Here is a 23,879-nt window from a genome sequence, read left to right as displayed (position 1 = left end):
ATTTTCGTCAGACAATGCAAGCTAAAAGAAGAAAAATTCGGTTCTAATTACGATAAAATTTAAATATTAATTTCGGCTATTTTCAGTATGCGTCAGACGGTCTCGATCCTCCTCCTCGTCTTCTCCGTGTTTGTTTCCGTTATGCTTGTCTCAACGGGAATAGCTGTGCAGGAACAGCAGATGACGTCTGTCGCCATCCTAAACTCGTTCAACATAAACAGCCTCGAAAAACTTGGTCAGAGCTATTACCTGAAGGTGGAAGCTGTCTTCGAAAATAGAGCATACACAGGCGCTGTTATAACCCTTTACAATTCAGAAATAGTGGTACCGGCCCTCTCTGAGGCGACGGCCGATCTACTTATACCAGTCAATACGACCACGCTGATATCTGCTGGATGGATGTTGAAGCCGGTCAACGTAACCATAAGGTTCAGTGAGAGAATACTCTTCGCGGTATTCGAAAAGAAGGTTTCGCTAACGGTACCCAGCCTCTTTGAGAACGTGAGTGAAAAGGATCAGGGAAATGCAGTTGAGATTTCGTTTGTACCAACATCGTTCACCGCTGGCAATGTGATGAATATAAATATAAACGGCTTCACCTATAATCTCACGCTAACAGGCGGATCAACAGCTACGATCAAAATACCTCTGGCAAACCCGAACGCGTCCATAGGCAATACCGTTAATTATCTGAAGATATCCAATTTCACCTATTATTTTTCTCAGCTAGATGATCTATGACGTTCAGTATATCCGCTATATTTTCTATCTCATAATCGGCATAGTTGGAACTGATATCACGCCCATGCTTTACGAGTACTGAGATACATCTAAGCTTCTTAGCAGGTATGAGATCATTTTCTATGTCTCCGACGACGATGCATTCTTCGGCTGGTATGCCCATCATCTTCAGCGCCTTCAGATAGGGTTCTGGATCAGGCTTTCCCTTTGACACATCATCTATCGTAACGACATGATCAACTTGGAGACTGAACTTCTGCATAACGATCCTTCTGGTCGAGGTAACAACTGCAGTTTTAATTCCGCGTTTCCTAAGTTCAGCGAGAGTTGGAATCACATCCTGAAAGAATTTCGCGGATTCTATATTCTTGAGAAAGTAATCCTCCTGGAGCATCTCAACGTCAAGAGGATTCTTCACAAACTTTTTCGCTAGATCGATCCCTGGATAACCTATCATCGGTCTGATGAGATCCTCCGGGACATTCACTCCGAAATTCTGAAATGCCTTCTTCCATGCGGTTATCCTGAGTTCAACAGAATCCAGGAGCGTACCGTCGAAGTCGAAGATCACGCCTTTTATCTGCATTGCCATCTTCAGGGCATGAATTCGAGGCCTATATTCTTATACCTGTCAGTCAGGTATTCATACTGATGCAATCCACACGATGGGCAATCCTCTCTTCTGTCTACTGCTATCTTGTCAAGATCCATCGTCCAGATATCTAGGTTGTATATGGATCCGTCCACTTCCTTGCCAGTTAATATTTTCATGGCTAGCGTGAAGGCGATAGATGATATCGCAGTGACCAGGGAATTCAAAACGCCAACCTCGGCACATGTCGGCTGAGCGAATGGCTCGCTGGTGAAGTAGCACCTGTAGCATGATGTTTTTTCAGGTATTACAGCTTTTACCTGCCCATAAGTTTCGATTGCCGATGCCATAACCCAGGGCCGCTTCAACTTGACGCAGGCATCATTTATGATTAGTCTGCTCGTCAGATTGTCCGTTCCGTCCATGACCAGATCAACTGACGATACAAGGGCTTCAGCATTTGTTGCATCGAACGTCTCGTTTATAGCCTCAACCTCAACCTCTGTATTCACCTTTTGCAGCCTTCTCTTTGCAGCCTCCACCTTGGAATCACCAATGTCCTCTTCGGAATACAGAGTCTGCCTGTAGAGGTTTGATGAAGATACATAATCGCGGTCTATAAGTACAACCTTTTTTACTCCGCTGCGTACCAGCAGATCGGCTATGAGGCTGCCCACTCCACCAAGGCCGACCACGAGTATCCTTGCCCTTCTTATTTTAGCAATGTCATCTTTGTCAAATTGCCGCAATACCATCTGCCTTGCATATTTGTAATCTTCTGGCATCATGCATCTCTATTGCATCAAAATTTAAAAAGATAGCATCAGAAAATATAACGACACGCTATATGCAACCGATATTCACTGAACATGCCTTTTATATTTGAGTTTTTTGTCCGCGATGAGTTATAGGTAAAAACGTAAGAAACGGCGCATGGGCGATCTTTTAAGGATCGCGCCAGATTGATTCTGGAAAAATATGCTTCTTTTTATGGTAAATACAGAAAAATCAGGAAAATTCCTCTTCAAGCTCCAGTATAACCTGATTGAGAACATCCTCGAACGTTCTTCCTGAGTATTCCCTCAGGCCGCCCATTTCAGTCCTGAGTTTTGCCGTATATTCTGTCTCCGATTCCTTTGCAAACTCGATATTACATATCAGCTCTTCCATACGGATCACTACCTCTAAAACCTTTATGGCTTAAATTTTTTGATTCGGGTCATTGCTGCAAATACCGAAAAGATAAATGAAAGACGAATTAGCTCGCAAATTGAAAATCTTTAAATAAGTTAGATTAATACTAATAATATATGGAAGCTATAACTAAGAAGGAGAGGGATTGCCTGATAACCATAAAAGAATCCTCCAGCGGCCCATTTCCGGTAAGATTGAAGGATCTGTCAGCATCGATGAATATTAAACCGCCGTCGGTATTGGAGATCCTGAACAGGCTCCAGGAAAAGGGGCTGATTAAAAAGGATCGCGGAATGGTTGCCCTGACGGAAAAGGGAGAGGAGACTTACAGAAAGATTGTGATGGTCCATCGCACTCTTGAGGTTCTATATAGCAGGAGCGGCATAGATGCGGATGATGCCTGCAGGAAGATAGGCAACTTTGACTTTCTCATCGATTACGACGACGCAAAGAAGATTTCGCAATCAATTGGAAACCCGAAGATGTGCCCACATGGAAAGAAGATAGATGAATGATGAATGACCTCCTAAATATCTTCGGGTTCAACTAAATTTAATCAGAACACGCCCTTCAGTCTGTTTGTTTTTCATCATCTCCATGGCTTCATTTATCCTGTCAATGCTCACTTCAGATCCTATGACGGGCTTTATCCTGTTTTCTGCAACCATCTTCAGGGCATCTGAAACATCCTTTCTGGTGGAGCTTATGCTTCCCCTTATGGTATTGCCCTTCAGGATTATCAGGCCCAATGGGAGATTTACAGGATCTGGCTTTATATTTCCTATAACGATCATCTTTCCGCCGTTGTTCAGGCTCCTCAGCGATCTCTCAAATGTATGTATTCCCACGCATTCTAAGACTATATCCGCGCCGCCGATCTTCTTCACATCCTCATTGAATTTTCCATTTCCGTCAACTATGTAATCTGCGCCAATCTTCTCCAGCATCTCCTTCTTTGATTCTGAGGTGGTTTCCGCTATGACAGTTGCGCCGAACGCCTTTGCCATCTGCACAGCGTTAGATCCAACACCTCCGCCTGCACCTGTTATCAGAACCCTCTGGCCCTCCTTGACCTTTGCCAGCTTGAAAAGTGCATGATATATCATACCCGTCACACATGACGCTATTGGAAGGTACCTGGTGTCAACTTCCTTAGGTGCGCTTATCAGGCTTATCTCCGGCACGTTGACGTATTCCCGGAAACCGCCCTGGACTTCCTCTCCGATCGATTTCTTATACGGGCAAAGATTTTCATTCCCAGATCTGCAGTATTCGCATTTTCCGCACGGAATGTATATGAGGCTGGCAACATGATCGCCTACATGGAAATTGCGTACCTCGCTGCCGGTTTTCACCACAGTGCCTCCTATCTCATGGCCAGGTATTATCGGCAACTGTATCCTCGGAAAAAAGCCGGTGGCGCTGAGAATATCACGATAACAGAGGCCGGCATAGTCCTGCTTTATAACCACTTCGTTTTCGCCAGGTTCCGGAATCTCACGATCAACAATGGACAAGGGCTGATTCAATTTTTCTAGTAGGGCTGCCTTCATGTATGCATTATCTGAAGAGCGTATAAAAACCGTTCCAATTCATTCGAGTTTGAATCAAATTTTTCATTCCATGGTGATCATCGCTGTATTGTTTTCTTCATTGTTGTTATGGATCCGTAATCAAATTCTGCCAAACATTACGAAATCATAGACCTCCTAGCAAAAAATCAACAAACTTAAAATATTGAAGAAGCAATATGCCAGTATGGAATCCAACAACGGTATCATACTCAGGGTTGCAGAAGCAAACTCAACAGATCCAGGCATGTCAAGAGTTCGGCTCGATGAATCATCGCGAAGGTTGCTTGATGCCGAGATCGGAGATGTCGTTGAGATCGAGAAGGTCAGGAAAACAGTGGGCAGGGTCTACAGGGCAAGGCCTGAGGACGAAAATAAAGGCATAGTCAGGATAGACAGCGTCATGCGAAATAATTGCGGGGCATCCATAGGGGACAAGGTAAAGGTCAGGAAGGTTAGAACCGAGATCGCCAAGAAGGTCACGCTTGCACCGATAATAAGAAAGGATCAGAGGCTGAAATTTGGTGAAGGCATTGAAGAATATGTGCAGCGCGCACTCATCAGAAGGCCAATGCTGGAGCAGGACAACATAAGTGTACCCGGCCTAACTCTAGCCGGCCAGACAGGTCTGCTCTTCAAGGTCGTCAAGACGCTCCCCAGCAAGGTTCCGGTTGAGATAGGCGAGGAGACAAAGATCGAGATAAGGGAGGAACCGGCCTCTGAGGTTCTCGAGGAAGTCTCTAGAATAAGCTATGAGGATATAGGAGGCCTTTCAGAGCAGCTAGGAAAGATAAGGGAGATGATCGAGCTGCCTCTCAAGCATCCAGAACTCTTCGAAAGGCTAGGGATAACGCCACCCAAAGGTGTCATACTGTATGGGCCTCCAGGAACCGGTAAGACGCTGATAGCCAGGGCAGTGGCCAATGAATCCGGTGCAAACTTCCTCTCGATAAATGGCCCAGAGATAATGAGCAAATACTACGGTCAGAGCGAGCAGAAGCTAAGGGAAATATTCTCAAAGGCAGAGGAGACCGCGCCTTCGATAATATTCATCGATGAGATAGATTCTATAGCGCCAAAGAGGGAGGAAGTTCAGGGTGAGGTGGAGCGCAGGGTAGTCGCGCAGCTGCTCACCTTGATGGATGGAATGAAGGAGAGGGGCCATGTCATAGTCATAGGCGCCACAAACCGCATAGATGCCATAGATCCTGCGCTCAGGAGGCCGGGCCGCTTTGACAGGGAGATAGAGATAGGCGTTCCGGACAGGAATGGAAGAAAGGAGATCCTGATGATACACACCAGGAACATGCCTCTAGGGATGAGCGAAGAGGAGAAGAACAAATTCCTGGAGGAGATGGCAGATTACACCTATGGATTCGTAGGAGCCGATCTGGCGGCGTTGGTCAGGGAGAGTGCAATGAATGCACTGAGAAGGTACCTCCCGGAGATAGATCTGGACAAACCCATTCCTACGGAGATCCTCGAGAAGATGGTAGTAACGGAAGACGACTTCAAGAATGCCCTGAAATCCATCGAACCCAGCAGCCTCAGAGAGGTCATGGTGGAGGTGCCAAACGTTCACTGGGATGATATAGGAGGGCTTGAGGACGTCAAGAGGGAGATAAAGGAGACGGTGGAGCTTCCACTGCTCAAGCCAGATGTGTTCAAGAGGCTCGGAATAAGGCCCTCAAAGGGATTTCTACTCTACGGACCGCCTGGTGTTGGAAAAACCCTGCTGGCAAAGGCAGTGGCCACAGAGAGCAACGCCAACTTCATATCCATTAAGGGCCCGGAGGTACTGAGTAAATGGGTTGGAGAGAGTGAAAAAGCCATAAGAGAGATTTTCAAGAAGGCGAAGCAGGTTGCGCCAGCCATAGTTTTCCTTGATGAGATAGATTCCATAGCTCCCAGGCGTGGGACGACTAGCGATTCCGGGGTCACGGAGAGGATCGTGAACCAGCTGTTGACATCCCTTGATGGCATAGAGGTCATGAACGGTGTTGTCGTTATTGGCGCAACGAACAGGCCGGATATAATGGATCCTGCCCTTCTCAGGGCTGGTAGATTCGACAAGCTCATCTACATACCACCACCTGACAAAGAGGCCAGGCTGAGCATACTGAAGGTCCACACAAAGAATATGCCGCTTGCCCCTGACGTCGATCTCAACGATATAGCACAGCGGACAGAGGGGTACGTCGGCGCGGATCTTGAAAACCTCTGCAGGGAAGCTGGAATGAATGCGTACAGGGAGAATCCAGATGCTACCTCCGTATCGCAGAAGAACTTCCTCGACGCACTCAAGACCATAAGGCCATCAGTGGACGAAGAGGTCATAAAGTTCTACAGGACTCTGTCGGAGACCATGAGCAAGTCTGTGTCCGAGAGGAGAAAGCAGCTTCAGGATCAGGGGCTTTATCTCTGATCTTTCTGCGCCATTTTTACTCTGCAGGATCGTCCGATGCTTTCCATCAGAGGATGGGCTTCCCCAAGGTAACAGAAAGCTAATTGCTGCGAGTCTAACAGGATCTGATTCAGAATAAACCTCACTTTTTTTGCAGCCAACTTCACGTCCATTGTAGTTTATTCCATTATGCTTCAGATTTCTATTCTGAATGAAGTGAGTGCTCTTTCGAAGATTACTGATCTTCAAAACAGTACTTCTTTATGCAGGCAGGCAAATGCCAGGGTAAGGATCAGCACCACTGAAATTTAAGTTTCCTGGACTGAACTTTTGGCAGCACATTCCACCGAATTCTGGAGATGATCGAATATTGAGCTTCATTCGTCTTTGCCAATAAATTTCCGGCATACATATTTTTAGCTGGCAAATTTTATCGCTTTTTGACGTCAGACACCGCGTCTCATTAAAAAAATGACAGATGCGCAGGGGACAAACCTTAATAATACATCATTCAGATTAGGTAAAAATACATACATGCAACCGGAACAGTTACAGCAGATAGTCGGCCGATACTATGGCGTCAAGAGGATAAGGGAGGAGGAAGGAGAGTTCATAGTGGATGTCGAGGATATCGATTACTATCCCGAGGACTATTTTTCTATGCTTGTTTCGGATCTCAGGAAACTGGGTTATGTGGCGTTTACCAGGACAAGCAGCGAGATAATAATCATAAGGGAGCCAGAAAAACCAAAAAGATCGATCCTGAAGATAGCGATGGCAATAGCAACCGTAATAACGTTGTTCTATGTTGGCTATTCATATGTTTCCGCATATTTTTCATCTGCACCCATCATCGCCATGGTTCAGACTATCGGATACTTTGTGATACCGGTTTTTGCTATCCTTGGCGCACGGGAGTTTGGCAGATATTTGGGCATGAAGAGGAACAGCATGGAGTATTCCTTTCCAATCTTCGTGCCCGATCCCATCGGCATGGGAACCATGGGATCTATAAATGCACCGAATGTGGCCTATCCAAGCAAGAGGGCCATGGTTGAATCCTCTTTCTTCTCAATCCTCTTCGGTTTTCTTGTGTCCCTTCTTTTTGTTGTTGTTGGCGGCTACCTGTCGCTGATGCAGCATGCGCCAGTTTCCGGTGTTAAATCGCCCATACTGCAGATCGGAAGCCCACTGATATTCCAGGCTGCGATGAGAAGCTTTGTCCCTTCAGACGGGGTCCTCTTTCCGACGGCATACGCTGGATGGATAGGCATCATCGCCACATCCTTCAATGTAATGCCCATAGGCTTCCTTGACGGAGGCCTTATATCCTCAGCCATGCTGGGCAGATGGTCACAGTATCTGTCATACGTTGCTGTGGTCGCGGTCATAGGCCTTTCCATACTGTATCCTTCATGGTTGATCCTCCTGGTATTCGTCCTGATACTGGGCATCAGGGGGCCAGAACCGCTTAACAATGTGGGAAGATCATCATCATATGTCAAGGCTGTAGCGGTCTCGGTGGGCATCGTAATACTCATCGGTCTAGTGCCGATACCTTTTCATGCCATTCCGCCCCAGTTCTCGATCAGCTACGGGGAGAACCAGTTTGTTGTCTATTCTATGGATGCAAACATATCCACCAACATATCCTGCCCCATATATGTATCGAACCACGGGACATCGCAAATCACACCTGGTTTCTCCATCACTCCCTCCATAAAGTGGCATGCCAGCTCCTTGCATAGATCCGTATCGCCTTCAAGTACGGATATATTCAACATAACGATGAATTTCACAGAATCAAGCCCAGGATTTTACACCTATACTGTCTCAGTCTTCACATCCACCGCCTCGGAATCGATCAGCGTGCATGTTTACTTCATTGAACTCACAAATAATTTCACGATTCGCCACAGCAACCCTCTTGATGTGAACGCTACAGTGAACGATACCCTCAAAATGCCATTGATCAGCAACACTGTATCAACGCAGATGGTCAACATCTATGCATTCGGGACGCTTGGCAGAAATTACAGCGTCATGGTCGAGAACGCAGTTGTATCTCAGGGAAGCGATTACCCATTCGTTCTTAGCGGCGGTTCGACGTTTCTCCTCGCCGTTACTTCGAATTTACCGCAGACGGTATACATCATAGTCTATAACCAGCATTACGATGGGGCATTAGCGGCAGTTAATTTCACAGAACCGGCCATAGTACCGCACAAATGATTGACCCTAGTCCCAGAATCTGCGGTTTCTGGCGTAATCCATCTCTGCCGTCAGGATCGATCTTATCAGATCATCTTCGTTCGCATAGGTTACCTCCAGAATCCTCGATGCGGTTTCCGGGCCAACCCCCCTTGCTGAAAGAACCATAACGGCCTGGATGCCCTTTTCCTTTACAAGGTGGGCATTCTTCAGTATGCGCTTCCTGTACGATGGATCATCTATCTTTGCCCTTTCGAAATCGGACAGGGCAGCAACAAGCCTTGATCCGCATACATCGCATTTGGGTACCTTGATATCCCTGACGCGGTAGGTGCGCACGTTGCCGCAGCTGACGCAGTAGAGCGTCACACGCTCGTTCAATATGCGGTTTCTGACAGATTCAAGTATCACCTTTGTAGGCCTTAGTGGTGCAACCCTCTCAGAGTAATGCGATATGAAGATATCGGATGCCTTTGATATCTTATCCTTCAGCACGAACTGCACTGTATCGAGAGATCCTATGAAAGACGTGATCGCATCTATATCCATGTAATCGTTGATGAGCTTTCTGATGGAGTCCTCAAATACGACGGATTCCGAATAGGCATCCATTATCTTGTCCACCCTTATCCTTTCTAGATCGGCATCTTCGCTTATTATGCCGAATTTCCTGGCCTCGTACAGGAACACGGATTTGAAGAAGCGGGATCTAGACGCGGATGATCTGATGTAGGAATTAAGGTTCTCCAAGTTTATGCTCTTTATCATGCGCATGACATCCTCAGCGTAGATCTTCCTGGAAGTCCGCAGATATATGTGATACGGTGAAAAGTCCATCTCAACGCTTTCACCGGTGATGGATGTGAGCACATTCGAAAGTATCTCAGCAAGAGCGAAATTACCCCTTGTGCCAAGCAGTATCTGTATGATTATCTCGTCGTTGAAGCTTTCAATTATGACTCTGTCCACCGTTGCGATGTCGTTCTGATACCATTCTTCCAGCTTCCTTGCCGAGGCATCGTCTATGTAGTTAAGGATGGATCTCGATTTGCGATTTGCGGAGACCCTCTGCACAACATCGTAAAGGACCGGTATGTCTTCGCCCGTCCACCTGGGCGCTATGGCGGGAGTGAAGAAAGATTCTACAAGTATGCGGTCATGATCGATCCTCACGACACGCCAGGTGTTGCCCCTCATGACGAAGTAACTGCCGGCATCTATCTCGGATGCCACGTACCTCTCATCAAGCGTTCCTATGAACTTACCGCCCGTATCTATTACCTTATAGTTCTTTTCGCTGGGTATCATGGATATGTTCTCTATGTAATATTTTAGCGTATTCCTCCTCCTGCCCATGAGCTCGTCTTCCAGCCACAGCTTCCTGGTGCTAGCTAGGAAGCTGACAACGGAGTAGTACTCGTCCCATGGCAGATCGGCGTAGGCGTACGATCGCTTGACCGTTTCGAAGAAGTTCTTGACGTTCACCTTTCCCTGTGCGTTGATCTCGGATAGAATCTGATTTGCAAGCGTAGAAAGCGAGTTCTTCATAATCTGGACGTTCTCTATCTTTCCCTCAGCTATGCTGTCTACGATGGCTATTGCCTCCTCCATCTCTATGACATCCGTGCATACGACGTAGCCCTTAGAGGTCTTTCCTATCCAGTGTTCGCTTCTTCCTATGCGCTGTATCATCTTGTTTATCTGCCTGGGAGAATTGAACTGTATAACTGCATTCGCCGTTCCAACATCTATGCCGAGTTCTAGAGATGACGTGCATATCAATGCCTTGACCTCTCCGTTCTTGAACGATCTTTCTGCGAACTCCCTTGTCTCCTTTGAAAGCGATCCGTGGTGCACCAGTACCGGTATTTCTCCAAATTTTAGCTTCAGCCTGAATGCAAGATCCTCAGCTACGAATCGCCTGTTCACAAATACGAGCGATCCAGCATGCCTGTTTATGAGATCCCAGACCTTGAGTATAGCACCGGCGTACTGCCGATCGCATCCCATGACCTCGGCATCCTCTTCGCTGGATTCATCCGGTACCATGACGTCTATGGACATGTTCTTCTTCAGCGTAGTTGAGATGATCTCGCAGGTTCCATTTGGAACCAAAAACCTGGCGAGATCTCCAGGATTTCCGACGGTTGCCGAAAGGCCTATTCGCTGGAAGTTGCCAGCAAGATCCCTCAGCCGCTCCAGTGCAAGCGACAGCTGTGATCCACGTTCGTTTTCTGCAGCATCGTGCAGCTCATCCACTATGACGACACGCACGTTTGCGATGAAGCGTCTCAGGTTCTTCCCGTTAAGAAGTATCTGCAGAGATTCCGGCGTCGTAACGAGAATGTCCGGAGGGCTCTCCGCCATCCTTCGCTTATCTGCATCGCTCATATCGCTGTGCCTAACCTGCACATCTATGCCAAGTTCTCTGCCGTAGTCTACAAGGCGTGAAAGTATATCGCGGTTCAGCGCCCTGAGCGGCGTTATGTATAATGCGAAGACCTTCTTCGGCTTCTCCCTCAATATCCTCTGGAATACAGGAAGCACCGCTGCTTCAGTCTTGCCGCTGCCGGTTGGCGACAGCAGGAGTACGTTCTTTCCCTCCAGGACAAGGGGTATTATCTGCTCCTGCGGATCTGTAGGATCCGTTATGCCCCTGTCGCGGAGCATCGCTATGATTCTCTCATCTAGATAGGAAAATGAGTTTGACATCCTATTCTCTCATGGATACGCTTCCGGCCACTACGAGAGGGTCCCACACAGGCCCGAACGGCGGCGTGTATCCGAGATCGTCGTAGAAGAGATCCTCAACGGTGAAACCCGCGAATATTGCCGTGGCCAGTGTGTTCAGCCTCCAGGCAGCCCCATCCTTTCCGATCACCTGGCCGCCTATTATCTTCTTGTCCCTGCTGTCGTACAGTATCTTCACGAATATGTCCTCCTTTCCTGGATAGTAGTTGGCCCTGCTCTTAGCCTTGATCATCGTCTTTCCATAGGGTATGCCAAGCACTGAGGCGCGCTTTTCATTGAGGCCTGTGAAGCCAACCTCCATGTCGAATACCTTGACCAACGTCGAACCAATGGCGCCGGGGAACCTCATCTCAGAACCGGCAGCGTTTGAACCTGCAACACGGCCCGCCTTGTTTGCTATCTGGGCAAGCGGCATCATCTCATCCTGCCCTGTTATGATATTCTTAACCGTTGCGACGTCACCCGCAGCGTATATGCCGGGAATGGAAGTCTCCATGTGTTCGTCGGTTATGATGGCTCCACGCTGGTCAACCTTTATGCCTGCATCGACGGCAATGTTTGAGTTGGGAACTATGCCAACTGCAGCGATGACAACGTCCGATACGTGATCATCAACAGTCGTCTTTACAGCGAAGCCGTCCTCCCCCTTCTTTATCTCCACAGGCGTGGAGGAGAATTCAACCTCAACCTTCGAGGAAAAATAATCGTTTAGTATCTTTCCCATGTCTGGGTCGAGCTGCGGCATAACCCTATCGTACTTTGATATCACCTTTACCCTCTTGCCAGCTTCGGTGAGCGTTGATGCCAGTTCGACGCCCAGAACGCCGGCTCCTATTATCGTTATCGTTCGTGATCCATCGATGGCCTCCTTCAATCTTATGGCGCTCTCCAAGCTGCGGAGGCCAAAAACTCCTGATGCTATGCCATCGGGTATCCTCGGCCTTGATCCCGTTGCTATGATCAATCTATCGAATTTCACAGCGGATCCATTGTCAAGCACCAGCGACAGGGAGGCTGTATCGATCTTCTTCACCACCCTGCCAGTTATTACCTTGATGCCTCTCTTTTCCGTGAATTCCTCCAGAGGGTAATGCAGAAGATCCTCCGCTTTTCCCACGATGCCCTGAAGAAAATAAGGTATGCCGCACTCGGCATACGAGACAAATGAACCTGATTCTATAACAGTGACGTTTGCATCCTTGTTTACCCTCTTCGCCTTGGATGCTGCGGCCATACCAGCCGCGCCTCCTCCTATCACGACGATATCCATACTGCCACATTGATCTATGCAATATATAGATTTGCGGTTTGCATAACGCCTGGCGAAGGCAAAATAACAGCTTTTCAAACGATATCCGCAACGGCCAAGAAGGAATGGCGGGGAGTGTTAAAAATTCAATGCTATCATAATTTTGCCGCTCCCCTGCGATAATTCATTTGACCTTAAAAATCATCGTCGTCTTCATCTTCGTCTTCATCATCGAAGTCGTCATCGTAATCCATTTTTTTGAAGACCAAACATTCCACCTCCGGTCAAGACAGTGATATCCCCTATAAATATATTTTCTGTATTTGCATCGTACGATAAAAATGAATAGACCTGCGAATCTCATCGCCTATGCCTTCTTAAGGGTCATCGAATAGAGCGAAATGGTCTTTGAGTAGGAGTGGACTGGATGCACATCAAGCGGGATAAGCGATCGCATCTCGAGGTCAGAGATGCGTTTGTCAACCTTGGAATTATCCAGGAATTCATAATAGTTGATTACCCCGCCTTCTCTCAGAGTTTTCACCGCGTAATCGATGAATTCAAAGGATGCTGTTGGATGGTTCATTATCACCCTGTCAGCACCGGTAACCCTCTCTGCTGCGATCCTGGCGTCCTCGCAGAAAGGTTCTATGATGCCACGCAGTGGATTCTTCTCCATATTCTCCTTCAGCATTTCTACAGCATCGCAGTTTATGTCCGCAGCGATTATCCTTACTCTTCTGTACCGGGCGATCTCGATGCTTATCGGCCCGACACCGGCGAACATGTCGAAGATGAATTCGCCATCGGATACCTGATCGACGATCCTACGCCTTTCCGTCGCCAGCCTGGGCGAAAAGTACGCCTTCGCGACGTCAACAGTGAACGAACATCCATTTTCCCTGTATTCGGTCACGGTGTTGTTTTCTCCAGCAACAAGCCGCAGTTTTCTTATGCGCTCCGGCCCACCGACGCCCTCATCAAAGAACACGCTTCTTATTTTCTTGTGCGTCAGCAGAATATCGTTCGCCAAAGCCTCGTCATATTTTTTCATGATCGCTATGGATCCTATGGTATCGAAGGATCCTGAAGCGGATCTTCGCATATTAGTTGGTTCGGCCTCCATCACAACATGTTCGCCTGAATAATCGTCCGTCACAGGAATGAGGACGTAGTCGCCGTCCCTGGCTATGGTATAGTTCGTATCGTAAAGCCCGGCGTTCCTCAGATCCCTTATCGTCCTCTCAGCCATATGCTTCCTAACCCTAACGAACTTCTTTGGAGGCAATGGTTCTCGCCCTCCTTATGATGGCATTTGCAAGGGTGTCAGAGAAACCGTATATAGCCTTTATCCTATCCGGGGATGCGGAAGCCACGTCTTCAATGCTCCTCAGGCCGGCATCGTACAGCCTTCTGGCCCTGACACGGCCAACGCCAGGTATGAGAACGAGCTGCAGTATATCCTCCCTTATTCCCTCCTTTATCCTCAGGTTGAGTATCTCCAGCATCCTGCGCACCTCAGGCTTGTATATCGATGACAGCTTCGCTAGGGAATAGGAGAGCCAATCTGCCATGGAGATCCTGGCCTGCATATCCCCAGGTGCGATGCCGTACTTATCGTACAGGTATTTGTAGGATGCTTCGGATATCCAATCCCTTAGCACTATCGCCGTCTTCGCTGCATCTATGTCGCCATCGATGAGGCCTATATCGTCGAGAAACTCCATTGCAGAATAATCATCCTTTATGTTGAACGGCACGATCTCTCTGCACAGGGAGATGTAATAGATCGCATGGTCAACATCCGCGGGCCCATCAAAGAAGTCAACGAGGCGCAGAGCGCTCTCCGGATCTATGTACAGATCGCTGGTTACCTTTCCAAGCTGGGTCGTCCTGAGATCCGGTGATTGCTTTATGAAGCCGTTTTTTTCGAGGAATTTCAGTGAGGCAGATATCTTCTCCTCCAGAAGGTCCTTACCGTTCTGGGAGAAGAACAGTGTTGTTTCGTAGAACTTCATTATGTCCGAAGGGGATCTGGCAAGGCCCATGGATATTGCTGCCAGCGTGTTGAACCTGACCTTTGCCTCGTTTCCGAGGTACGATACGACCGGCTCCGGATCCGTTGATAGATAATCCTTTGCCGCCTCGTAGCTGGACTGCGATGACACGTATATCAGGCCTATGCCATACTGGTCATATCCCGGCCTGCCGGCTCTCCCTATCATCTGCTTTATCTCCATGTTCGTCAGGTAAGATATGCCGTCCGATCCCCATCTGGTTATGTCCCTGACTATGACGAGGCGTGCTGGAAGGTTGACTCCAGCTGCAAGTGTTGGCGTGGCGACTATGACCTTTATCCGCCTTGCCCTGAACTCCCTCTCGATGAATGCACGCTGGTCATTGCTCAGTCCGGCGTGATGGAACGCTACGCCTCTTGGCAGTATTTCATTGAGCATATCATCGTACACGTTCGTTTCATCGGATGATATCTTTATGTTCGCATCGCTTCCGAATATCTGGGCAAGATCCCTTGCGGTATCCTCTGCCTTCTTTCTTGAGCTGACGAACATCAGCACCTGGCCGTTGTCCTCAACGGTCTCCCTTATGATCTGGTTGATGCTGACGCCGGATCTCCTCTTCCCGTCTAGATAGAGCTGATCCCTGTATAATATGCCCGTCTTGAGAGGAACCGGCCTGAAGTCGCTCTTTATAAGGGAAGCGTCTAACCAGCTGGCCAGCTCCATGGCGTTGGATACGGTAGCTGAAAGTGCCAGTATCCTGACATCGGGATTAACATATCTAGCTATGGATGCTACGGTCTCCAGCGTAGGGCCGCGGCTCTCGTCGCCAATCGTGTGGATCTCATCGAGGACGAGGAGGCCCACATCGTTGAGAATATACGGATCATGATGGAGGAGTGAATCGGCCTTCTCGGAGGTTAGGATGACCGCATCATATCTCTTTATGAAATCGGGGCTGTCATCGTAATCCCCAATTGACATCTTCACCTTGAGGCCAAGATCCCTGAGTCTGGACAGCTCTGAAAACTTCTCCATGGCCAGCGATCTCAGCGGAACTATGTATATTGATTTGAGATTCCTCTGGAACGTTTCATAGATGGCGGAATATGCGATCAGAGTTTTGCCTGCGGCAGTGGGCACGCTGACGACAACGTTCCTGCCCTTCCTGATCTGTTCGATGGCCATCCTCTGATGGTCGTACAGCTGGAAGTCGTTACCATCGAAGAGCTGCAGAAAGGCCCTGTCATAACCCAGTTCGCTGATCTTCACGCTGCACCATAACTGTACGATATAAAAAGATTGAGATGCGGAATACGCTGGGAAGACAGGGATTGGCCGCACATCACCGCACAGGAGGCCTGTACCTTCCCCACCCCCTCAGCCTGTAATACCTCTGGATCGCCGATATGAGCTCCTCGTCAGAGGTACCGGATTCAGGCGATTCGCCCTCTATAGGCATTCTGACTATCGCTGGAAGCCAGTCGTCCTCCGGCCTCATGCCAAGGCCTTCGTTGATCCTCCTCTTAAGGTTTATTATTTCAGATCCGCGGTCAACCAGATCTTTGATCGATGAATCGAATCCCGTTGCGAGAGCGTACGCTTTGGCTATTGTTTCCGGATCAGGCTGCGCGTAATAGCATATGATCAGCGAGTTGTAAACCTGCCTGAAGTCCTGCGTCCTTATTACCGTCCGGACGCGGTCATCGCTGTCCACGCTGAATCTGTCGCCGGAAACGATGCCCAGATCTGGATGATCGCCCCCTATGTCGATCTGGTACATATCCCCCTGCATGTGGTCTGCACCCCTTGTCGAGGTTGCATACACGATGCCCTGTGCCTTGAAGGCCCTGGGATCATGGAGCGGTATTTCCAGGCCTTTGACCGTAGCTATGAGATCCCTGTCTATTCCAAGGGAGGAGGCGAAGCGATAGAGGCCATCGGCAATGCGATCTCCGGAACCTCTCCTCATCGCTATGTCTTGGATCATCTGGCCTATTTTCTCGAAGCTTCCGGAGTAATACGATTCGACTGATCCATCGTTTACCAAACCGGCTTTGATGAAATGCCTGATCGCAGAGACGATGACGCCGGTGCTTATGGTGTCCATGCCAAGCCTGTTGATTTCATGGTTCCATTCTATTATTTTCTGGAAACTGGTGTTCCCCAGGAGCGGCCCCAAAGCTGCAACCGTTTCATATTCCGGCCCGTCAACTGTGAGGCCGTTGTATCTAACAGTCCTTCCGCAGCCTATGACGCAGGCAGCACAGTTGTAGCTGGATACGCTGTATTCCTCGTGGAACTTTATGCTGCTGAGATCGTCGAACTGGAAGTTCCTATCCATGAAGTAGTTGGCCGGGATATCGTTGAAACCTATCCCGCCGTCCATCCATATCATGCTTCCGTAGCTTCTGAACCCAGAGACAACGGGTGATTCGATTATAGATTTTGAGGCCTCCTTCACTATCCTGTTGTACTCGGCCCTATTGTTTACCTCGACGATCTTCCGCCCATAAACGGCGATGGCCTTCAGCTTCTTCGATCCCATGACAGCGCCGAGTCCGGTCCTCCCGGCTGCGCGCCCCTCATCATTCATTATTGATGAAAAGAGGACGCGGTTCTCGCCGGCAGGGCCTATGCACATAACCGAGTAATTCTTTTCCTTCTTCATCTTAGCCTGCGTTTCATATATGTCAAGGCCCCAGAGATCCGGTGTTTCTGCCAGGCGAACATCGCCGTCATCGATGAAGATCGATACCGGCACATCTGACTTTCCCGTTATGACCATCCCGTCAGAACCGGATCGCTTCAGTTCGAATCCGAACCTGCCGCCAGAGTTCGATTCCCCTAAAAACGTTGTGAGCGGGCTCCTGCTCACAACCTCATGCCTTCCGGAATTGGGGAACGCGGTTCCGACCAGCGGGCCGGTCATGATTATGATCGGGTTCTTCTCGGAGAACGGATCGAAGTTTCCACCGTATTTGGTGAAGAGATAGGATCCAAGGCCCACTCCACCCATGTACTTTTCCCATAGATCTTCGGAGAGGCCATCGAACCATACATCGCGCCCTGACAGATCCACGAAGATAAGCTTGTTCCAGAATCCGCCCAAATCAATCACCGTAGGCCTTGATATATATGGATCTTACGTCCTCGTCGCCGGCGATCACTGGGTTGAAGGCAAGCTCGCTATCCGCCAGCGCCTTTTCAACCATGCTGTCCAGGCTCTTCATGTATGCATCCTTTGGTATGCCGATTTCTGCTACGGTGAGAGGCTGCCCTATCCTCCTGTACAGATCCCTGAGGGCAGATATAGCATCTTTATAACCTAGCCTTCTGGCTATCCTTGCATACTTTTCACTGGCATTTTCATCGGAAGAGTTGAATTCTATCACGTAGGGAAGGAATAAACCAACGCAGGTGCCATGTACAACATGGTGCGTTGAGCCGAAGCTGTGGCCCAGAGCATGTGCGAGTGCAGTGCCGCTGTTTGTGAATGAGATGCCGGCCATGGTCGCGGCCAGATGCATGTTCTCTCTTGCATCCTCTTCGCCCTTCATGGATCGATCAAGATTCCAAATATGGTCTCAATTGCCTTCTCCGCCAGTGCATCGGTGAATATGGATGATGTATTTGCAGTTAGGGCTTCAAAGGAGTGGACAAGCGCATCAACGCCGGTTGGCCTGATGATGGATGGATCGGACGGCACAAGCGATGAGTCTAATACAGAAACGTATGGTACCAGATCAAAATTGCCGAGTGCAAGCTTTCTTCCCTGATCGGTAATGACGATGCCGAATGATACGTCGCTGCCAGTACCGGAAGTTGTCGGTATGGCAACAAGATCAGCTTTAAGGTTTAGAGGTTCGAAGGGATTAACCTCCTCCAGGGATCTGTCCGGATAGGATATCTTCACGTCGATGGACTTGGCAAAGTCGATCACGCTGCCGCCTCCAAAGGCTATGATGGTCTTTGGCTGAAAGCCGGACAAGCTTCTATACGTATTTTCTATGTCAGAGACTTCCGGTTCTGGCCTCACATCTTCTATTACGCGGTAATCCGATCCATCGAGCGCATTTTTGATTCTCTGGCCGTACAATTTCATGATGTTTCTGTCACTGACCAGCAATATGGGCTCCTTTAGCTGCAGGGTTTCCCTTATGTTATCTATTATGTCCCTCTGCTGATAGATCTTCCTTGGCAAGGTTATGATGCTCATGATTTCACGCAATGTATTTTGTGGGTATGCTCTGCGCCACCTTGACCATGGCTATGGCTGCGGAGGCATACCTCAGTATCAGGGCCATATTGCCCTTGACCTTCAGCTGTCCGGTCAGCATCGCCTGCGTCGGATTTATCTTTCCATCGATAATTTTCTTCCAGTTTGCATACGTTGCGGTGAGCACGAACGGCGCACTCCCGTTCTCTGTCTTGATCATCTCGCATTTTTCACATTTACCATCCTGCAGATAAAGCGTGAAGGAATTGAATTCTGGCTTTTCGCTCAATGCTTCCGGGTCCGAGATCGTGAACATTATTGGATCCTTCCAGCCCTTTCCAGCTTTGTTGTAGTCCGGCGATTCCGATAGCCTTTTGCAGTATTCCTCAACCCAAGTCTGGGACGGAAACAATATCTCATCTGCCATATAATATATATGAATAAATCTGTATTTAGGCTTTTCTTATCCTATTGAAATATTGGAAAGGTATTTTTATTAACAACATCGATGTTGGATGTTGAAAATATAGTTCATCATATCAGGGATGATCGTGCACATAGATCCATACATGAACGTTACAGGTGTTTCAGGATGAAATCCGAAAGCAACTTGTTGTATCCTTCACGATCCTCCCACATCGTGAGGTGCGAGCAATCCCTGAAGACGTGAAGTTCCGAACCAGCTATTTTTTCATGTATGACTCTGGCCACGTTTGGCGTGACCTCATCGTATTCGCCCACCGTTATAAGGGTGGGGATCTTTATTGCAGATATTTTGTCCGTGATATCCCAGTCCTTTATCGTGCCGGTTATGGTGAACTCATTCGGGCCGTTCATTATCCTGTATACGTTTCGCCTTTCCGCGTATTCTAGTGATTTGAGTACCTCGGGCGGCCAATCCTCTGATCTCAGCAGATGCTGATGGTAAAAGTAGTTCACGGCCTCCTGATATTCTGGATTCTCGTAAGATCCAGATGAACCGTATTTTTTAATGGCATCTCTGTACTTTGCCGGGAGCTCGTCAATGAGCCTGTTCATCTCCTTCACCGTCAGAGGGACTGAAGATAAGCCTCCGGATACGATGAGCCCTTTCAGATGATCCTGGTACTTGACTGCGTATGCCAGCGCCAGCGCTCCACCATATGATGACCCCATCAAAAATACCTTCTCGTTGCCGAACAGCTTTGATCTTAGGGCCTCTGCCTCTTCCACACCATAGTCAATTGTGAATTTAGACTGATCCGGTTCCTCGGATCTACCGCATCCAAACTGATCGTAGAATAGAACCGTTATCCCTTCCTTGGTCATATCCCTGAGAGAAAGCAGGTAATCGTGGGACATGCCCGGGCCCCCGTGCATGGTCATTAGCTTTGCTTTCTCCTCAGGGGCTTTGCACAGCTTGTAATAAATATAAATTCCGTTTACCTTTGCGTAGTTTTCTATGCATTCCTGATCCATAGTCTCACCTGATCTTACGCTTTGCTTTTTAAAAATATTTTCATGGGCGTGTATCATTTTCCTAATTATATATATTCATATTCATGTAAATAGAATCATAAAGATCATTTTAAGTAATCCAAATGACAGCGTGGCAAATTTTGTAAAGAAAAATCATGGAAAGATCATAGGGCAAAATTAGTGAAAAATAGAAGGACGTCTTCTCAAACCTATAAGGACGGAATAAGGAATGGACAATCTGGACAGAAATATATCTGGATTAGTGAGCAGTGAATAAGTTCAATGAAATCCATGATGAAGGAAAAAACAAGCATTTTTTGAAGAAAATGGTGAATTGAGGAATGGATATTACGAAATGGATCTCTTAACTAAATGCCTAGAACCGATAAGAGGATAAATATATTCGGCCAATCTTATGGCTAGTATGAGCGGAAATATTCGAAGGATCGAGCTGATCGATTCCTTACTCTCAGAAGACAGTACCATAAAGATAATTTCAATATAGCTGAAATGATCGAAGAGTGGTCTTTTTGATAGCTAAGGATTCTATAAATGCATGGACATATCGCGGGTATGTTCCAGAAGAGATATCCTTGAGCACACACAAGATCTGGGATACTACTCTTATGCTAATCTGTAAGGGCGGATAATGGACATTGTCAAAAATTATTGATTTTTATGTTTGTTGGAACGGCTTAGGTCTTTTAATTGTTGATAAATACTGTAGTTTTACCTCTCTAAGAAGAGTTTCGATTGACAAAATCCCCGACCGTATAGAAGAATTGTAAAAAGCAGTAAAACTTCCAAAACTGACAAAACTTCCCATAATCATGTAATATACAATTAATAAGACCAGCTCTGAAAAATAAGCCATAAGATCGGACCGATCCACCTATAGGGAATCTTTGATGGAATACAATAGATCCACCTACCTTTTGCTCTCTGAATATCTCTCATGTCTGATGGATACCTGATGATGGAATTTGATGGATTAAGCTACGGAATGGCCTGATGGAATGGAGGAGATTTGATTAATGTTTTAAGCCGATACTATCATTCCTCGGTTTCTGTTTCCCATGGTGAGTTGAGTAGCCCCTGAATCATATTCATAATATATCCTACTATAATACCCACCAGAAACAGTAAAGCGTCTCCTGATACCTTTCCAAAGTAAATTAGGACTGCCATGGCTATGATAACAAGACCTAAGAATATAAGTAAGGGGAGAGTAAGTTTCCTGTTATAAATTCCGGCCTTTTCATCCCTCATGATGGTGTATTCCAGTTTGGATTTTTTAAGGTCAACATATTGCTGACCTAACGGAAGGATTGCAGACGTTAACTTTGAAAATTGGCCAAGTTTGGTTGCTGTGACTGTATTCCTTTTTGAGTATTAGCGTCCTGATTATCGTTCTCAAATACATGGTCTGCATCTCTGTTTTTATTAGAGCTTGGTTGCTCCTCTCCATTTTTGTTCATCTTTCTCCTATTAGTCATCCCTAGATGATATAAATCTCTCTCTGTTTAAATTCCGCACTAAGCGTAGCGGCATTGTGCGGTCAAGCCCCTTAAGCCATTTAAGCCCTCTCCCCAAAATTGCACACCGCGGGAGAGAATAATGTGCTCGAAGGGAATCGGGAGTCTTGCGGAGTAAGACGTGGTGAATTTTGATTGGAGGTGAAGCATGGGGTCCTGTGCTTGGCGTGCAGGCGAGCGGAGGGCGCATAGTAATTGGCGAAGGCACAAAGAGGGGTGGCTGAGCGGAGTGAAGTCGGGGTGAATTTGAGCCGAAGCCTTATACAACTCCTAAGTCTCAGATTCCCGGAGAACTTGTTGTTTTCTCTTGCTCAGGATCATGTTAATTCTTTTGTTTGCCAATTTTACATATTCAGGATCAACATCGTAACCAACAAAATGTCTATTTAACATAAGAGCACTTATTGCAGTGGTACCACTTCCAATAAATGGGTCTAAAACTACTTCCTCCTCAAAAGTGTATAATTTAATACATCTTTTAGGCAATTCAACTGGAAATGGTGCAGGATGGCCAATCCTAGTCGCAGACTCTGCTCCAAAAGACCAAACACTTTTTGTATACTCTATAAACTCCTCCTTTGACATTGTTGATCTCATATTTTCTTTAATCCCGCGTGTGAATGTTTGTTTAGAGAAAATTAAGATATATTCATGCGAATCTCGCAATACTGGATTCTTTGCAGAGAGATACGTTCCCCATGCGACAGACGAACTTGCCGTTGCTCCCTTATCCCAAATAACCTCCCCGCGCATAAGAAATCCTAATTTTATCATGTCTTCAATGATAAAGGCATGCAATGGAATGTACGGCTTCCTTCCAAGATTTGCTATATTTATACAAGCTCTTCCGCCCGGAACAAGAACCCGGTATACCTCTTTCCACACAGAAGATAGAAAATCTCGGTATTCGGCAAGGGACATGTCTTTGTCATACAATTTTCCAACGTTATATGGGGGTGAGGTTACCATTAGATGTATGCTATTATCGGGGATTTCGTCCATCTTCTCTGATGATTTACAGAATATTCGATCTAATGCGATTTCTGGAACTTTATTTTCAGTGAAGTCTATGTTGTTTTCCGCTTTTGGGAAAGCCTCATAAAGCCTGCTATTATAAAACTTTGAAGAGTCATGGTTAGCCCTGCTTGGGCTCCCAAATGAGCTCGTTTCTGTACCGTTTCGTTTATGAGAATCTTTCATTTAACCCTCACTCCACAAATCAACCCATCTCTTAAAAGCGTTATATTGGACGTTGGTCTTCTTCCATTCAATTTTGATTGACATTGTTTCTTCATCTGTCATTATTTCTTTGAGTGCTTCGTTGGATATTTCAACGCCTCTAGGGTTAGTGCCCTGTTTCGGTAATTTTATATATTTATCCTTTCCAATTTCATCAAAAATGCGTTGCTGCACATAATCAGGTATGTAATAAACTCCACCTAATGATGACCAATTGATATGAACAAGAATCAAATCAAATCTTGGATGCCAAGTTTCTAAAAATTGCCTAGCTTTTGTAGCATCTACTGTCCATATTAATTTTACTCCCGCAGGCTCTTTACCAGTTATAGTCTTTATAGAAATTGGAGAGCCGAAGAGCTTTACATCAATTTCAGGTTCTGTTATGGGTAGGTCTGTTTCAACGTTTTTTTCACCAAATTTATAGATCAAAAGGGAACTTATAATACGTTCTCTTAAAGAGCCGACTTCCATGCCTACCTTGCCCGCTCTTGAACTCTCAAGTTCTGCAAGTTGAAACATATATGGAAGTCGTCTTTGTACCTTATCAATAATAAGACGATCTCTAAATAAGTCTTTCAAATGGTCATTCATTCGATCCCTAATGTTCATAGATTATATAAGTATGTTCTCAAATTCTCAACTATTCCATTTTCATTTGCTTGTCTCTATATCCTTTTATTAATTTCTTTAACAA

At 46.9% G+C, this 23,879-nt stretch carries 18 protein-coding genes and 1 pseudogene; 4 read left to right on the top strand and 15 right to left on the bottom strand.

Features of this window, described 5'->3' with window-relative positions; translation table 11 throughout:
• The first annotated feature begins 87 nt into the window (after nucleotides 1-87).
• Nucleotides 88-741 (top strand): hypothetical protein, encoded by a 654-nt coding sequence (locus tag TA_RS04370; protein ID WP_048161828.1) that lies wholly within the window; start codon nucleotides 88-90, stop codon nucleotides 739-741.
• On the opposite strand, the gene TA_RS04365 is transcribed toward TA_RS04370, so the two are convergent.
• From TA_RS04365 to TA_RS08235, 3 genes are all read right to left on the bottom strand, one after another.
• Complete coding sequence (locus TA_RS04365) at nucleotides 707-1,327, bottom strand: HAD family hydrolase (protein WP_241761799.1); 621 nt, start codon at nucleotides 1,325-1,327, stop codon at nucleotides 707-709. The two genes, TA_RS04370 and TA_RS04365, sit on opposite strands and share 35 nt — an antisense overlap.
• Before the next feature lie 8 nt (nucleotides 1,328-1,335).
• Nucleotides 1,336-2,121 carry a HesA/MoeB/ThiF family protein gene (locus tag TA_RS04360; RefSeq protein ID WP_010901255.1) on the bottom strand — a complete coding sequence of 262 codons (786 nt, stop codon included), beginning with the start codon at nucleotides 2,119-2,121 and terminating at the stop codon, nucleotides 1,336-1,338.
• 220 nt (nucleotides 2,122-2,341) lie between these two features.
• Nucleotides 2,342-2,503, bottom strand: a complete 162-nt coding sequence (locus TA_RS08235) for a hypothetical protein (RefSeq protein WP_173338152.1) — start codon at nucleotides 2,501-2,503, stop codon at nucleotides 2,342-2,344.
• 140 nt (nucleotides 2,504-2,643) lie between these two features.
• Here TA_RS08235 and TA_RS04355 point away from each other — a divergent pair, with 140 nt between their 5' ends.
• Entirely contained in the window at nucleotides 2,644-3,042 is a 399-nt protein-coding gene (locus TA_RS04355) for a metal-dependent transcriptional regulator (RefSeq protein ID WP_010901253.1), read from the top strand.
• Between the two features lie 27 nt (nucleotides 3,043-3,069).
• Here the strand turns inward: TA_RS04355 and TA_RS04350 are convergent, their stop codons facing one another.
• Nucleotides 3,070-4,080, bottom strand: a complete 1,011-nt coding sequence (locus tag TA_RS04350) for a zinc-binding dehydrogenase (RefSeq protein WP_010901252.1) — start codon at nucleotides 4,078-4,080, stop codon at nucleotides 3,070-3,072.
• Between the two features lie 205 nt (nucleotides 4,081-4,285).
• On the opposite strand from TA_RS04350, the gene vat reads away from it, so the two are divergent.
• Nucleotides 4,286-6,523, top strand: a complete 2,238-nt coding sequence (gene vat / locus TA_RS04345) for a VCP-like ATPase (protein ID WP_010901251.1) — start codon at nucleotides 4,286-4,288, stop codon at nucleotides 6,521-6,523.
• 513 nt (nucleotides 6,524-7,036) lie between these two features.
• Complete coding sequence (locus TA_RS04340; RefSeq protein ID WP_010901250.1) at nucleotides 7,037-8,734, top strand: zinc metalloprotease; 1,698 nt, start codon at nucleotides 7,037-7,039, stop codon at nucleotides 8,732-8,734.
• Between the two features lie 6 nt (nucleotides 8,735-8,740).
• On the opposite strand, the gene TA_RS04335 is transcribed toward TA_RS04340, so the two are convergent.
• From TA_RS04335 to TA_RS04280, 11 genes and pseudogenes are all read right to left on the bottom strand, one after another.
• Nucleotides 8,741-11,425, bottom strand: coding sequence for a DEAD/DEAH box helicase (locus TA_RS04335; RefSeq protein ID WP_010901249.1), 2,685 nt, complete (start codon nucleotides 11,423-11,425; stop codon nucleotides 8,741-8,743).
• A 1-nt stretch (nucleotide 11,426) separates the two neighbouring features.
• Nucleotides 11,427-12,734, bottom strand: coding sequence for an FAD-dependent oxidoreductase (locus TA_RS04330; RefSeq protein ID WP_010901248.1), 1,308 nt, complete (start codon nucleotides 12,732-12,734; stop codon nucleotides 11,427-11,429).
• Nucleotides 12,735-13,080: 346 nt separating this feature from the next.
• Entirely contained in the window at nucleotides 13,081-14,001 is a 921-nt protein-coding gene (locus TA_RS04325; RefSeq protein ID WP_010901247.1) for a class I SAM-dependent methyltransferase, read from the bottom strand.
• Nucleotides 13,979-16,003 (bottom strand): ATP-dependent DNA helicase, encoded by a 2,025-nt coding sequence (locus TA_RS04320; RefSeq protein WP_010901246.1) that lies wholly within the window; start codon nucleotides 16,001-16,003, stop codon nucleotides 13,979-13,981. Before TA_RS04320 ends, TA_RS04325 begins: the two co-directional genes overlap by 23 nt.
• A gap of 73 nt (nucleotides 16,004-16,076) precedes the next feature.
• Entirely contained in the window at nucleotides 16,077-17,843 is a 1,767-nt protein-coding gene (locus TA_RS04315; RefSeq protein WP_048161826.1) for an aldehyde ferredoxin oxidoreductase family protein, read from the bottom strand.
• Nucleotide 17,844: 1 nt separating this feature from the next.
• Nucleotides 17,845-18,950, bottom strand: a pseudogene (locus TA_RS08470) (iron-containing alcohol dehydrogenase).
• A gap of 4 nt (nucleotides 18,951-18,954) precedes the next feature.
• A complete protein-coding gene (locus TA_RS04300; protein WP_010901243.1) occupies nucleotides 18,955-19,377 on the bottom strand; it encodes an SCP2 sterol-binding domain-containing protein in 423 nt (140 codons plus the stop codon).
• Between the two features lie 149 nt (nucleotides 19,378-19,526).
• Entirely contained in the window at nucleotides 19,527-20,408 is an 882-nt protein-coding gene (gene pip / locus TA_RS04295; protein WP_010901242.1) for a proline iminopeptidase, read from the bottom strand.
• A gap of 1,053 nt (nucleotides 20,409-21,461) precedes the next feature.
• Nucleotides 21,462-21,677: a hypothetical protein gene (locus TA_RS04290; protein ID WP_048161818.1), complete on the bottom strand. Its 216-nt coding sequence runs from the start codon at nucleotides 21,675-21,677 to the stop codon at nucleotides 21,462-21,464.
• Nucleotides 21,678-22,213: 536 nt separating this feature from the next.
• The gene (locus TA_RS04285; protein WP_010901241.1) at nucleotides 22,214-23,143 is read right to left on the bottom strand and encodes a DNA-methyltransferase; all 930 of its coding nucleotides are present in this window, start codon (nucleotides 23,141-23,143) and stop codon (nucleotides 22,214-22,216) included.
• A complete protein-coding gene (locus TA_RS04280) occupies nucleotides 23,144-23,776 on the bottom strand; it encodes a ThaI family type II restriction endonuclease (RefSeq protein ID WP_156778509.1) in 633 nt (210 codons plus the stop codon).
• Nucleotides 23,777-23,879 lie beyond the last annotated feature (103 nt).

It is taken from the genome of Thermoplasma acidophilum DSM 1728 (assembly GCF_000195915.1).
In the GTDB taxonomy this organism is placed as follows: Archaea; Thermoplasmatota; Thermoplasmata; order Thermoplasmatales; family Thermoplasmataceae; genus Thermoplasma; species Thermoplasma acidophilum.
This window is presented reverse-complemented; position numbering and strand designations above follow the sequence as displayed.

What these genes read in the sequence shown, in the direction of transcription:
- TA_RS04335 (WP_010901249.1), bottom strand. Translation starts at nt 11,425, where the DNA reads ATGTCAAACTCATTTTCCTATCTAGATGAGAGAATCATAGCGATGCTC.
- TA_RS04350 (WP_010901252.1), bottom strand. Translation starts at nt 4,080, where the DNA reads ATGAAGGCAGCCCTACTAGAAAAATTGAATCAGCCCTTGTCCATTGTT.
- TA_RS04360 (WP_010901255.1), bottom strand. Translation starts at nt 2,121, where the DNA reads ATGATGCCAGAAGATTACAAATATGCAAGGCAGATGGTATTGCGGCAA.
- TA_RS04300 (WP_010901243.1), bottom strand. Translation starts at nt 19,377, where the DNA reads ATGGCAGATGAGATATTGTTTCCGTCCCAGACTTGGGTTGAGGAATAC.
- TA_RS04355 (WP_010901253.1), top strand. Translation starts at nt 2,644, where the DNA reads ATGGAAGCTATAACTAAGAAGGAGAGGGATTGCCTGATAACCATAAAA.
- vat (WP_010901251.1), top strand. Translation starts at nt 4,286, where the DNA reads ATGGAATCCAACAACGGTATCATACTCAGGGTTGCAGAAGCAAACTCA.
- TA_RS08235 (WP_173338152.1), bottom strand. Translation starts at nt 2,503, where the DNA reads ATGGAAGAGCTGATATGTAATATCGAGTTTGCAAAGGAATCGGAGACA.
- TA_RS04280 (WP_156778509.1), bottom strand. Translation starts at nt 23,776, where the DNA reads ATGAATGACCATTTGAAAGACTTATTTAGAGATCGTCTTATTATTGAT.
- pip (WP_010901242.1), bottom strand. Translation starts at nt 20,408, where the DNA reads ATGGATCAGGAATGCATAGAAAACTACGCAAAGGTAAACGGAATTTAT.
- TA_RS04370 (WP_048161828.1), top strand. Translation starts at nt 88, where the DNA reads ATGCGTCAGACGGTCTCGATCCTCCTCCTCGTCTTCTCCGTGTTTGTT.
- TA_RS04340 (WP_010901250.1), top strand. Translation starts at nt 7,037, where the DNA reads ATGCAACCGGAACAGTTACAGCAGATAGTCGGCCGATACTATGGCGTC.
- TA_RS04290 (WP_048161818.1), bottom strand. Translation starts at nt 21,677, where the DNA reads ATGAGGGATGAAAAGGCCGGAATTTATAACAGGAAACTTACTCTCCCC.
- TA_RS04330 (WP_010901248.1), bottom strand. Translation starts at nt 12,734, where the DNA reads ATGGATATCGTCGTGATAGGAGGAGGCGCGGCTGGTATGGCCGCAGCA.
- TA_RS04365 (WP_241761799.1), bottom strand. Translation starts at nt 1,327, where the DNA reads ATGCAGATAAAAGGCGTGATCTTCGACTTCGACGGTACGCTCCTGGAT.
- TA_RS04285 (WP_010901241.1), bottom strand. Translation starts at nt 23,143, where the DNA reads ATGAAAGATTCTCATAAACGAAACGGTACAGAAACGAGCTCATTTGGG.